General features: G+C 36.2%; 10 protein-coding genes. 7 read left to right on the top strand and 3 right to left on the bottom strand.

Annotation, left to right across the window (positions count from 1 at the left end; genetic code table 11):
- Positions 1-65: 65 nt before the first annotated feature.
- From ACLHDG_RS11135 to efp, 5 genes are all read left to right on the top strand, one after another.
- Entirely contained in the window at positions 66-1,445 is a 1,380-nt protein-coding gene (locus tag ACLHDG_RS11135) for a TolC family protein (RefSeq protein ID WP_415406310.1), read from the top strand.
- A complete protein-coding gene (locus ACLHDG_RS11130) occupies positions 1,442-2,239 on the top strand; it encodes an efflux RND transporter periplasmic adaptor subunit (protein ID WP_415406309.1) in 798 nt (265 codons plus the stop codon). The genes ACLHDG_RS11135 and ACLHDG_RS11130 overlap by 4 nt, the downstream gene beginning before the upstream one ends.
- A 5-nt stretch (positions 2,240-2,244) precedes the next feature.
- Positions 2,245-3,855: an efflux RND transporter permease subunit gene (locus tag ACLHDG_RS11125; protein ID WP_415406308.1), complete on the top strand. Its 1,611-nt coding sequence runs from the start codon at positions 2,245-2,247 to the stop codon at positions 3,853-3,855.
- The gene (locus tag ACLHDG_RS11120; RefSeq protein WP_415406307.1) at positions 3,855-5,579 is read left to right on the top strand and encodes an efflux RND transporter permease subunit; all 1,725 of its coding nucleotides are present in this window, start codon (positions 3,855-3,857) and stop codon (positions 5,577-5,579) included. The genes ACLHDG_RS11125 and ACLHDG_RS11120 overlap by 1 nt, the downstream gene beginning before the upstream one ends.
- A 92-nt stretch (positions 5,580-5,671) precedes the next feature.
- Positions 5,672-6,238 carry an elongation factor P gene (gene efp, locus ACLHDG_RS11115; protein WP_415406306.1) on the top strand — a complete coding sequence of 189 codons (567 nt, stop codon included), beginning with the start codon at positions 5,672-5,674 and terminating at the stop codon, positions 6,236-6,238.
- Between the two features lie 74 nt (positions 6,239-6,312).
- On the opposite strand, the gene ACLHDG_RS11110 is transcribed toward efp, so the two are convergent.
- From ACLHDG_RS11110 to ACLHDG_RS11100, 3 genes are all read right to left on the bottom strand, one after another.
- Positions 6,313-9,495: a hypothetical protein gene (locus ACLHDG_RS11110; RefSeq protein WP_415406305.1), complete on the bottom strand. Its 3,183-nt coding sequence runs from the start codon at positions 9,493-9,495 to the stop codon at positions 6,313-6,315.
- Between the two features lie 144 nt (positions 9,496-9,639).
- Positions 9,640-10,683 carry a hypothetical protein gene (locus ACLHDG_RS11105; RefSeq protein WP_415406304.1) on the bottom strand — a complete coding sequence of 348 codons (1,044 nt, stop codon included), beginning with the start codon at positions 10,681-10,683 and terminating at the stop codon, positions 9,640-9,642.
- A gap of 265 nt (positions 10,684-10,948) precedes the next feature.
- Positions 10,949-11,905, bottom strand: a complete 957-nt coding sequence (locus ACLHDG_RS11100; protein ID WP_415406303.1) for a hypothetical protein — start codon at positions 11,903-11,905, stop codon at positions 10,949-10,951.
- Positions 11,906-12,085: 180 nt separating this feature from the next.
- Between ACLHDG_RS11100 and ACLHDG_RS11095 the strand changes: the two genes are divergently transcribed.
- Both ACLHDG_RS11095 and ACLHDG_RS11090 read left to right on the top strand, forming a co-directional pair.
- Positions 12,086-12,508 carry a cytochrome C gene (locus ACLHDG_RS11095; protein WP_415406302.1) on the top strand — a complete coding sequence of 141 codons (423 nt, stop codon included), beginning with the start codon at positions 12,086-12,088 and terminating at the stop codon, positions 12,506-12,508.
- Positions 12,509-12,555: 47 nt separating this feature from the next.
- Positions 12,556-13,356, top strand: coding sequence for an efflux RND transporter periplasmic adaptor subunit (locus tag ACLHDG_RS11090; protein ID WP_415406301.1), 801 nt, complete (start codon positions 12,556-12,558; stop codon positions 13,354-13,356).
- Positions 13,357-13,404: the final 48 nt, after the last annotated feature.

Genomic DNA, 13,404 nt, shown 5'->3' with positions numbered 1-13,404 from the left:
GCTGTAACATAGTGTAGGGCTACATCTTGTGCTATAATAAATCTTTATATTAGGAGTTTACTATCATGTTTATCAAAAGATACCTTCTTTTACTGCTTATATCCTTACCCCTCTTTGCGGGAGTCAAGCATTTAAGTCTTGATCAGGCTATAAAAATATTGGAAAAAGATAATTTAGAACTAAAAATATCTCGTTTTAATGAACAGATGAAGCAATATGAGGCAAAGGCTGCTGAAGGATTCCATTATGGTAAATTGGATCTGACTGTTATGGGAATGCGATCTAATGATGCTGGGAATGTATTTGGTTTTAAACTGCAGAGTAGAGAAGCTACTTTCAATGATTTTGGTTTTGATGAATTTTTAGGACAGATGGGTGGATTACCTGGTAATGCTCCAGAGCTTTTAGCTACACAACCCAATAATCTTAACTACCCAGATGCAAGAAATCACTTTCAAACAAAACTTTCTTATATGCTTCCTCTTTATACAGGGGGTAAACTCACAGAGTATGGGCACATTACAGATTCTCTCCACCGTATGAGTCAGTTGGATACACAAAAGCTTCTTAATGAGAAAATTTTCCAAACCAAAAAAGCATTTTATGATATCTCCTTGGTAGAAAATTATATTTCAAATCTTTCTAAGATCATTCACAATATTGAACGGTTGAAGTCTATAGTAAAAACCATGCAAAAAGAGGGCTATGCACAAAACATAGATCTACTAGAGGTAGAAGCACGTAAGGCAGAAGCAGAAAGTATGTTTAATCAGGCAAAACTCAATAAAGATCTTGCCTATCAATTCCTCTCTTTTTTACTTAACACGGAAGTAAGTACTATTAAAAAAGTGAATGATATGGCACCCATGCCTCGTGTAACTGCCAGTGAGGTAGAAGCAAATAATTTAGATATACAAAAAGCACTTTTGGGATTAGAAATTACAGAAATGGCAGTCAATGTTGAAAGATCAAATTTTCTTCCTACGGTCGGAGGCTTTGCTGAGTATGGCAGTGCTGATGATAAGCTCTGGAATGAATTTGCCGATAAAGATGCCTATACGGTTGGGGTTCAGGTCAAATGGAACTTGTTTAGCGGTGGAACAGATGACGCTAACTTGGAAAAAGCAAAAGTGAATCGTCTTAAAGTAAAAGACCAAGTGGCACTGGCCAAAAGCGGTATTGCTTTACAAGTAAAAAAATTACAAACTGAAATTTTAAGCCAAAGTGCTGATGTAAAGAGTTATAAAAAGCAGTTGCGGTTTGCCAGAAAAGTGTATGAGAATTATAGTGCACGTTATAAAGAGGGAATTGTTTCGATCTCTGATGTTTTGATCAAACAATCTAAAGAGCTTGAAATGTTACTTAAACTGTTGAGTGTTAAAAATAAGCGTAATACAAAAATATTTGAATTGAACAGTATATTAAATGCAGGAGGAAATGTATGAGAAGAGTGATTACATTAGTAATGATGCTTGTGATGGTGACAGCTGTAAATGCTGTAGAGATCAACCTAAGTGGATCAGTAGTTTCAGACAACCAAAAGATGATGACAAGCCGTTATATGGGTTATGTAAAAAACATGGCTGTCTCAGAAGGTGATATTGTTAAAAAAGGACAGTTACTTTATGAGATCGATTCTAAAGAGATCGAATCTGCAGAGAGACAGGTTGATCTTGGTATCTCTCAAGCAAGATTAGCCCTCCAAATGAATAAAAACCAATATAACAATGTACTTATGAATCTTGCAAGACATCAAAGACTCTATGAGAAAAAGATGGTTTCAAAATATGAGTTGGAGACCTTGGAACTTGCAGCAAATAATCTTAAAGATATGGTAGAGATAGCCAAAAAACAAGTAGAGCAAGCAGAGGCGAAAAAAGAAGAAGTACTAAATCAGTATAATTATCTTAAGATCCAAGCACCTAACGATGGCGTTATCGTAGCTAAAAAATTGAATGAAGGTGAGATGGCGATCCCTGGTATGCCTGCGGTCATTCTTACAGATTTAAGCAGGTTAAAGATCGTTGCTGAAATTGCGGAGACACAACTTAAATATATTAACTTGGGTAAAAAGGTAGATATAGAGATACCATCCATGGGGTTTGCTACGACAGGTAAGATCACTTCTATTATCCCCAGTTCAAATCCAATGACACATAAGTTTAAGATCAAAATAGAATTTGACCTTAAAGGTCGTTCAGTTTATCCTGGTATGTATGCCAAAATTCTTATTAAGTAGTGATTATGTCAGATAAAAAAGAATATCAAGTTACAGATGTAGCGGGTAAGTTGGCGAAAGGTTTTTTACGAAATCCCTTAACGGCAGTTTTAGGTGCCTTTTTGCTTATTATGGGCTATTTGGCACTCAATACTATGCCAAGAGAAGAAGATCCTCAGATCGCTATCTCCGGAGGTGCAGTTATCGTGGCAATGCCTGGTGCTTCTCCTGAAGAGATAGAAAATATCATCGTAAAACCTTTGGAGAGAAAACTTCGAGAAGTAAGAGGGATAGAGCATGTCTATGGTATGGCTATGGATAATGTGGGGGTAGTAAATGTCATGTATTACATTGGAGAAGATAGAGAAGACTCTAACCTCAAACTTTACGATAAAGTGATGCAAAATATGGACTTGATGCCAAAAGGGGTGATGCAGCCATTGATCAAACCTTTTGATATAGATATTGATATCCCTATTATTACCGTAGCGTTTTATCCTAAACCAGGTAGTAATTTAGGCGATGTTAAACTTTTTGAAATGGTGAGAAAAGTACAGCAGAAGATCAATGGTGTTGATTATGTGGCAAAAACAACACTCAAGGGTGCGCGTAAAGCTCAGTACAACATTGAAGTAGATATGGGGAAACTTTCAGCATATCACCTTTCATTGGGACAGATCATGCAAGCGGTTCAGTCTGTTGCTGTAGATGTACCTGATGTAAAAGGAAGAACACGGGACAATAAGCTTGTGGTCTTTGGTGTAAAGAATGCCATAGAGAGTGTGGATGATGTAGGCTCTGTAATCGTAGCACAATATATGGGTTCACCTATTTATTTGAGAGATGTAGCCCAAGTGAGAAGTGGTTTGGATATTCAAAATTTCCAAACGGCTAAAATACTACTCAAAGAGGATGCAAACTCTTCGGCCCTAAGTAAAGAAGCAAATCAAATCACTATGACTGTGGCAAAACTTGCAGGTACCAATGCAGTATTCGTTGCTGAAGATGTGGTGGATGTCCTTAAGGCGTATGAGGCTGAGTTCAGTAAAGTGGGTGTAGGGTATCTGATAACCAGAAATTATGGTGAAAGAGCAAACGAAGCGGTAAATGAGTTGATGCATCACCTTATCATCACCATTGTGATTATTGCACTTATGCTTGTATTTGCTTTAGGTTGGAGAGAATCTATCATCGTTACCTTCTCTGTGCCTGCTATTTTGGCAGTGACACTTTTCACTGCGTGGATGACAGGACAAACCATGAACAGGATCACACTCTTTGCGTTGTTGCTCTCCTTGGGACTTCTTGTGGATGCTGCCATTATTGTTATCGAAAACATTCATAGACATTTGCATAGTCATGGTGTTGAAGATAAAGAGATGGGTGAACTCCTTGTTGAGGCAACAGATGAGATAGGAGCTCCAACGAACATCGCAACTTTGGCGATCATCCTTACGATGGTACCGATGGCATTTGTAGGAGGGATGATGGGGTCATTTATGAAGCCTATCCCTTATAATGTACCGGTTGCATTGATCGCTTCACTGTTTGTAGCTTATATCTTTACACCTTATTTGAGTTTAAAACTATTGAAGAAGCCTGAGCATAAGCATCATGATGATAAAGGAGGCAAATAATGAGTAAACTTGAAGGTTTAATTTATAATATTTTAGATAAAAAGTCTAAAAAAACACTCGTTGTAGTACTTACTATCTTGGCATTCTTTGGTTCGTTGATGATGTTCCCTACTATGATGGTATTGGCAAAAATGCTTCCCGGTAAAAGTGCCAATACTTTTTCTGTTTATGTAGATACCCCTACAGGTAGCTCTATAGAACAGACTAAACAGATGAGTACCTGTGTTATTGATATTCTTAAAAACGAGAAAGAGGTGATGAATATTGAGCTCTTTTTGGCTCAAGGTATCCCTCTGGATTATGCTGGACTTGTAAAAGGTGCAAGCATGAAACGTACAGAAAATGTTTCAGAAATATCAGTGAACTTAACAGACAAACATCATAGAGCTGAGCCTTCTTTTTTAATGGTGCAACGTCTTAGACCCATTATCAAAAAAGCTTGTTTGCCACAACTTCCCGGAACCAATATTAAATTTGTAGAACAACCTTCAGGTCCTCCAACACTTGCATCTATAGTGGTTGAAGTACATGGCGAAAACCTGGAGAAAGTAAGAACTATCTCTACAAAAGTCGCAGGAATTTTGACTGAAACAGAAGGTTTGGTAGATGTAGATATTATGGCAGATGAAATTTTCTCCAAATATGAACTGATTCCTGATAAAGAGAAGATCGCAAGAAGCGGGTTAAGTGTAAAGCAGGTCAACAACATCTTGTATCTTGCATTTGAAGGTATGGTCATAGCGCATAAGAATTCTAAGAATTCTCCAGATCAAATACCGATGTTCTTGGTTTTGGAAAAAGAGAGTAAAAGTCTCTATTCAGAGAAAGAGGATGCACTTCAGAGTAAACTCTCCTCCCTTAATCTTATGAATATGAAAGGAATGATGGTTCCACTGAGTGAAGTAGTCACTTTACGTAAAGTAGATTCTAATCCAATGATCATGCATAAAAATCTTTCTCGTATGGTAAATGTTTTGGCAGAGACAGATATGGTCTCTCAACTTTATCCGCTTTTAGAAGCTCGTGGTGTGATGTTAGAGGAATTTTCTAAAGAGTATGAGGTAGAAAAAGAACCGGGTATCACAACCTATATGTTTGATCTTCATTTAACAGATAAAAAGACAGGAGAGAAATTCCTTTTACGTTGGGATGGTGAGATGAAAGTATCATTGGATACGTTTAGAGACTTGGGTGGTGCATTTATCTCTGCGCTTATTCTTATCTTCTTATTGTTGGTGATCTACTATAGAAGTTATGCGATTGCAGGTATCGTTCTGCTAGGTTCATTCCTTTCTCTTATTGGGGTGATCGTAGGACACTGGGTAGCCAATTGGTTTACTACTGAGACCTTCTTCCTGACGGCAACCTCCCTCATTGGCTTTATTGCCCTGATAGGGATCTCTTCGAGGAACTCGCTCTTGCTGATAGACTTTGCCAAATCGCTCATGGAGTATCATAGTATGGAAAAACGTAGAGCCATTGCTGTTGCTGCAGCCACTAGAGCTAAACCGATCATGCTGACTGCCGTTGCCATTATTCTTGGTTCGGCACTGCTTGCCGGTGACCCTGTATTTGGTGGACTTGGTGTTGCACTTATCTCCGGTACGGTTGCGGCAGTGTTTGTTTCATTGCTCTTTGTTCCTGTACTTATGGATAACTCCAAGGCGATGGATTTTAAACCAGTTACAGATGGTCATCACGACAGTATTTCTATTACCAAATAGTCTTCTTCTTGGCACCCATAAAAAGGGTGCCACTACAATGTTTTTAACCAACCATCTGCTATAATCATTTAATTAATTTTTAAGGACTAACTATGGCTACAATCGGAATGGGTGACATCAAAAAAGGTGCGAGACTTGAGGTAACAGGAAATCCTTATAGGGTAGTAGAAGCACATCATGTGAAGCCAGGAAAAGGTGCAGCATTTGTACGTATGAAAATCAAAAATCTTCAAACAGGAAAAGTGATTGAAAAAACAGTGCATGCTGGAGATAAATTTGAAGTGCCGGAGTTAGAGCAAAAAACGATGCAATACCTCTACGATGATGGTGAGTTTCTTCAATTCATGGATACAACTACATTTGATCAAATAGGACTTACGCATGAGCAGGTAGGTAAAGATACATTTGATTATATGATAGATGGTATGGAAGCTGAGATATTGTTTCATAGTGGTAAAGCAATCTCAGTTGAAATTCCACAGACTATTACACTTACAGTAGTAGAAACACCACCAAACTTCAAAGGTGATTCACAAGGTGGAAAAAAACCAGCAACACTTGATTCTGGTGCTGTGGTACAAGTGCCATTCTTCATCCTTGAAGGGCAGAAAATTGTTGTAGATACAGTTGAGGGAAAATACTTGGAGAAAGCAAAGTAGACTAGCTTTATAAATTATATAAATAAAAACCGTAGGGTGTTGTCTCCTGACAACACCATTTGAATCTTCAATTTCTATCTAAATATCTTTTCACAATCTTTTACAATCGCACCAGGTATAGTAGCGATAGTCATAAACTCTGACATCTGTAACAGTGGATACATCACAGAGATGTAATACTTTGGATCCAAGATTTTTGCTTTTCCGTTTTCTATGAGTATAGGGTATGGAAGCAGTCCGGCATTGTTTGTACCTATCCTGGAAGTAAACTTACTTGTTCTTTTTCCTAATTGAATACCTATTAGTGTTGAACCGTTATCTAACTTTTGTATAAAAAGAACCTTTTTATTCTTTTTGATCTTTTCTAAAAGATTTTTTCCTGAGGCAACAACGGTCATATCTTCATAGTGGGGCATACCATGCATGAACTGGTACTTTGGTAAAAGTTGGAATTTTAGTGTATCTTTTGAGTTTAAAAGTCCTGTAAATACAGAAGTAATTTTAGCTAAGGTATCTTTCGCTATTTTCTCATCAAAATCTTTTTGCATAAATGCTTTAGCCATATAAAGTGGATTGGTGATACTAATATGGTTGTCTATTTTATTGACTAAAAGACGTAGTGATGCTGTAAATCCTCTGTTTGTTTTACTTGCCATGGTTACCAGCTCTTTATTGGTAAAGACGATAGAGATAAGGTTTCCTTTTTTGTCAACTGGTGTTGCAGCAGCGATGGTAAACCCTGCCTCTTTTAGTTTAGCTTGGGCTGCTGCAACATCCATAAATTTACCTCTTAAATAAGCAGAAATTTTTCCATTGTGAACTTCACCAATATCAGTATTTGTATTTTCAGGCTTGGCTTCTTTCGTACGTTGACTGCTTGGTATATAGTTGGGTGGTATACGTTTTGAGAACTTGATGGACCTGGATGTATCAATTGAACTACCGTTAATAGTGTTTACTTTTACAGGGATAGGTACTTTTGGTGGTTTAGGAATAACAATATTGACCACTCCCTCACCGGTTTCAATACTCTGTATTTTTGGTACTTCTTGCTTGGCTGGTATAGATGATTTAATCTCTTCTTTCTTCATAACAGGAGTAGCTATAGCAGATTTTGTTTCAGCTTTAGGTATTTTCACTTTGGCTTCTTCCTTCACAGGAGCAGCAACTTTAGGCACTTCTTTTTTCACCACGATAGCTGTTGGTGTTTCGGTTAAAGGATTGACATTTGTTACAGCTTTCATGCCAAGAGCAGTTAAGATCTCAGGTATCTCTTTGTCAAGCCTGTGTACAAGTCCTACTCTCTTTTCATCTGTAATGCCTAAAGTATCTGACCAGTTTACCAGTGTAGGCATACCTACAACCAGTTTATTTGTATCTTTTTTAATGTACATATACATAGAACATGGGGCAAAGAGCCCGGCTTCAGGATGTGCACCTTTATTGTCAAACATATTGTAGGAGTACTCTAAGTGACAGAGAGAATATGTCCAGAAGGCATCATAACCTTCTAATATCTCTTCTGCATCATCTAAGTCATACATGAAGTTATGATATCCTGCAATAAGATATTGTTTATCCATAAAGGCAAGTGAGAATTTGTTTTGAAACTCATCAATAAAATCATCAATATCTTCAGGTCTCTCAAACTCATATTCAAAATTGATCATTCTTTTTTGAGTAAGCTTCTTGTATGGAAGGTAAGACTTTTTAAACTTTAATCCTCTTGCTTTAAATTCAGCTTCTATCTTTTCATCTAACGGTTTCAAATGTGCTGTAAACTTTTCTCTTGCGGTTTTGTCTTTAATGCCTAACATATCCAAAATGGCTGTAGGCATAAGGTGACCAACATGTGTATTTTTTTCATCAAGTTTTTTATGGATAAGCATATTAAAAGGAGAGAATCCTGCGATACGTGGATCGATATTTAAAAGTGGTAATATCTCTCTATCGTTAACGATAGGCATAAAGCTAAGTACATCAAGTACTGTTGACCCATACTTCTTTTCATACTGGTCATTGACCCGTTTATGCGGGTCAGAAGTATGGAAACCTATACTTTTCAATTTATTTTCTACAATATCATTAAATGGCTTCTGTATATCTCCTTCAAGAGTATAGAATACTGCAAGGGTCTCTTTTGGTATATCTGATACTACCTCTTTCTTTACAGCAGGAGCAGGAGAAGCAACTTTAGCTACCTCTTCTTTTTTCTCTACTTTTGCTGTTAAAGGATTGACATTAGGCATAGCTTTCATACCAAGTGCAGTTAAGATCTCTGGTATCTCTTTGTCAAGTTGTGCTACAAGTCCTACTCTTTTTTCATCTGTGATACCTAAAGTATCTGACCAGTTAGATAGTGTAGGCATACCAATAACCAGTTTGTTTGTACCTTTTTTGATGTACATATACATAGAACAAGGCGCAAAGAGTCCGGCTTCAGAATATGCACCTTTGTTATCGAACATGTTGTACGAATACTCTAAATGACAGAGTGAATAGGTCCAGAAAGCATCATAACCTTTAAGTATCTTTCTTGCGTTATCACTACTTTCCATAAAGTTATGGTAACCGGCAATAAGATACTCTTTAGCTATGAATGCCTCTTCAAATACCTCTTGGAACTCATCTATAAAATCATCAATATCTTCTGGCTTTTCAAATTCCAATTCAAAGTTGATCATTCTTTTCTTAGAGAGCTTTTTATATGGCATATAGCTTCTAGTGACTTTTGCACCATCTACAGCAAGTTCTTTTTCCAGCATTGCATCAAGAGGTTTAAAGGCAGCAGTAAAATCTGCTCTTACTTTGGCATCTTCTATACCTATCATGTCTAGAATAGCTGAAGGCATGAGGTGACCAACATGTGTATTTTTTTCATCGAGTTTTTTATGAATAAGCATATTGAATGGAGAGAATGCTGCGATACGCGGATCGATGTTTAAAAGAGGTAGGATATTATCATTATTGACTACTGACATAAAGCTCAGTACATCTAAAATAGTTGAACCATACTTTTCCTTATAGTGGTCATTGACTCTTTTATGCGGATCAGTAACGGTGAAACCGATAGTTTTTAACTTCTCCTCTACAAGGGTATTGAATTTCTCTTGTATATCTCCCTCTAAGGTGTAGAAGACTGCAAGAGTGTCTTTGTTAGGTGTTGTTGTGTTGTTGGTTTGTGGGGAAGTAGCTAAAAGTAGTGAAGGTATAAAGAGTAACAGAGTACTCAATATCATTTTTTTGATCTTATGCATAATAATCCTTTAAAGACATTTCTTAATCTATAGGATAGCATATGGTTTATATATAAAATAAATCTAAATTATGATTTTTAATCACTAAAAATGAAAAGCTACCAAAAGTGACTGGTAACTTTTCGAAGTAAATAGTAAAGAAGATTACTTCTTATCGTTAGATACAGTTTTAACTCTATCACTTGTATCGTCAGATACTTCTTTTACAGAATCTCTCGTGTCAGTAGAGATGGTTTTTGTTGAATCATTCGCATTATCAGATACACTTTTTGTGGAGTCTCTTGCATCATTTGAAACTGTTTTAGTTGTTTCATCCAGATCGTTAGAGATGGTTTGTACTGAGTCTCTTGTGTCATTTGAAACTGTTTTTGTTGCATCATCCATATCATTAGAGATTGTTTTTACAGAGTCCCTAGAGTCATTTGAAACTGTTTTTGTTGCATCATCCATATCATTAGAGACAGTTTTTACAGAATCCCTAGAGTCATTAGATATCGTTTTAGTTGCATCGTCTAAGTCATTAGAAACAGTTTTTACAGAATCCCTAGAGTCATTAGATATAGTTTTAGTTGCATCATCCAGGTCGTTGGAAACAGTTTTTACAGAATCTCTAGAGTCATTTGAGATCGTTTGCACTGAGCTGTTAAGATCATTAGAAACAGTTACTACAGAATCTCTAGAGTCATTGGATATGGTTTTAGTTGCATCAGTTGCATCATTAGAAATGGTTTTCACGGAATCAGTACTATCGTTGGAAATTGTTTTTATGGAATCACTACTATCATTTGAGATAGTCACGGTAGTGTCTTTCATATCTGTAGCAATAGTAGTAGTGCTTGTTTTTAAGTCACTGCTTGCACTTGAAATGGAGTCTTTTGTATCTTCTGAAAGTGATACAGTTGCATCTTTCATGTTATGGGTTGTATTTACTTCCATCTCTCTTATATTATCTGATGCCGTAATAGTTGTCTCTTTTGCATCAGCGCTCACATTAGTAATAGTTCTTTCAGCACTTTTACTTGTTTCAACTGCACCGTCCTTCATGGAGGCAACACTGTCTTTTGCATCTTTACTCATGCTGATCGTAGCATCTTTCATATCTTTGAACATGTCTCCGAAACTAAATTCAGCCGATGCGCTTGTAATGAGTGCAGCTGCAGCTACACATGATATAACGGTTTTTTTCATCTTTTCATCCTTTTAATTTTAACCCAAACAATTACATAGTTTAGATTTAAGATAATACTATCTTAGCAATAAGTATTTGAACTATTACTTAAATAGTATTAATAAAATTAATATTAATACATCAAAATAATTGTTATTATCTGGTGTTAATTATTCTGGTATATTTTTTAATTAAAGTTTGAATATGTGTTGATATAGAATGCAGAAAAGAGATAGAGCTACCAGTTCATACTGGTAGCTATTTAGAAGCTGAGTGTAAAAAAGATTATTTTTTTACAGCGTCGTTGTCGTCTGAAACTTCTTTAACAGATTTTCTAGTATCGTTAGAAACTGTTTTAGTTGAGTCATTAGCATTGTCTGAAACAGTGTTTACAGAATCTCTAGTATCGTTAGAGACTGTTTTAGTTGCATCATCCATGTCATTAGAAACTGTTTTTACAGAATCTCTAGAGTCATTAGATATAGTTTTAGCTGTATCATCCATATCGTTAGAAACTGTTTGCACAGAATCTCTAGAGTCATTGGATATAGTTTTAGTTGCATCGTCCATATCGTTAGAAACAGTTTTCACAGAATCTCTAGAGTCATTTGAAATAGTTTTAGTTGCATCATCCATATCGTTAGAAACTGTTTTCACAGAATCTCTTGAATCATTAGAAACTGTTTTTACAGAATCAGTTGTATCATTAGAAACTGTTTTTACAGAATCTCTAGAGTCATTCGAAATAGTTTTAGTTGCATCATCCATATCATTAGAAACTGTTTTTACAGAGTCTCTACTGTCAGCAGAAACAGTTTTAGTTGTATCACTGACATCATGAGATACTGCTATAGCTGAATCTTTCATATCTTTTGAAGCGATAGTTGTACTGTCTTTAAGGTCTTTAGTTGTGTTTGTGATAGAGTCTTTAGTGTCTTCAGCAAGTTCAACTACAGAATCTCTTGTATCTTTACTTGTAGAGATCTCAGCTGTTTTAAGATCATCAGAAACTTTAACTGCAGAGTCTTTCGCATCAGCACTTACATTTGTTACTGTTCTTTCAGCACTTTTACTTGTCTCAACAGCACCATCTTTCATAGACTCAACGCTGTCTTTAGCATCTTTACTCATACTTGTTGCTGCATCTTTCATATCTTTGAACATATCTCCGAAACTAAAATCTGCAGATGCACTTGTAATTAGTGCAGCTGCTGCTACACATGATATAACGGTTTTTCTCATCTTTTCATCCTTTTGAAATTTTTAGATAACACCATCTTAGCAATAACTATTTGAAATAAAACTTAAACGATATAAAAAAAAGTAATTAAACTTCATGATGATTATCAATGTAACTTAGTTATTAAAGATAATTGGTTACAATGTTGACATTAGAAAGATTATAAATAAAAGGGATATAAAATGAAAAAGTTACTACTCAAACTAATGATAACTGCTGCATTATCGATGACATTGGCTTCGGCTGAAGGGTATAGTCAAGGAGAGAGAATACTTGATATGCAAAAGATGGCACAAGCCATGCAAGATATACAGTCAGGCTTTTTCTATAATAATGCGGATATCGTTAAAGCAGGAGTCAAAGACCTTAAAGAGACTATTGTGAAGATCCGACCTACTGATGCAGAAGTGAACAATAAAGATATTTATGAAAAATGGCTACAGAACGATTTGAAGATGACAAATAAGATACAAAAAAAGATTCTAAGAAAATCAGAAGATATCGAGGAGCGTTTTGCAGATGGCGATGCTGTGCAAGCGCTTCAGGCATATAGTAAAATTGCCAGTCGATGTATGCAGTGTCATATACGATTAAGAAAGTGGTAATAGGAAGAAGATGATAAGAATTAAAATTCAATATAGGGAAGCACTAAATGCTGAGTCCTAAAATATTATTAACTGTAACTTTTTTACTCATTCTATCATTGGAAGCGAGTGATATCAGACTTACTGGTACGGTTATTTCTGATGGACAGAAAATGATCGGTAGCCGTTATATGGGATATATAAAAAAGGTATTTGTAAAACTTGGTGACAAAGTTGAACGTGAAGATGAGCTCTATGAGATGGAGTCTGCAGAGTTTGACATCATGAAGTCGCAGGCTGATCTGATGTTGGAGCAGTCCAAGATCGTGGTAGAGTTTTGGCGTAAGAGATTGGAGAATATCAATAGAAAAAAAGAACGATATAAAAATAAGAGCGATATGCCTATGATGAATCTGGACGATCTTGAGGCACAGGCTGAAAATGTAAGTGGGATGCTTGATGCTGCACAGGTAATGGTTGAACAAGCTTCCATTAAAGCAAAGCAGATGGCGACTATATTTAATTACCTTAAGATGAAAGCACCTTCCGCAGGGGTTGTAGTACAGAAAAATATCAAAGTAGGTGATATGGTCATGCCTGGAATGCTGACCATTATGCTTGTGGATACAGAGAGTCTGGAGATAGATGTTTCCGTCTCAGAAGGTATTATTGGCAAGATAAAAGAAAAACAAAAAGTTTTAGTCGAAATTCCTTCTATTAACTATAAGACCGTTGGTATGATACATGCCATTATCCCTGATGCAAACCCTATGACACATAAGATCAAACTGCGTATCTCTTTTGATAAAGGCGACTCGAATGTTTTCCCTGGGATGTATGCAAAAGTAGTGATAAAGAGTGATGATTAATTAGTTGGATAGCAATGCGTTATCAAAAAATGATACACTACTATGAAA

Origin of the sequence: Sulfurovum iocasae, assembly GCF_047716765.1 — a bacterium.
In the GTDB taxonomy this organism is placed as follows: domain Bacteria; phylum Campylobacterota; class Campylobacteria; order Campylobacterales; family Sulfurovaceae; genus Sulfurovum.
This window is presented reverse-complemented; position numbering and strand designations above follow the sequence as displayed.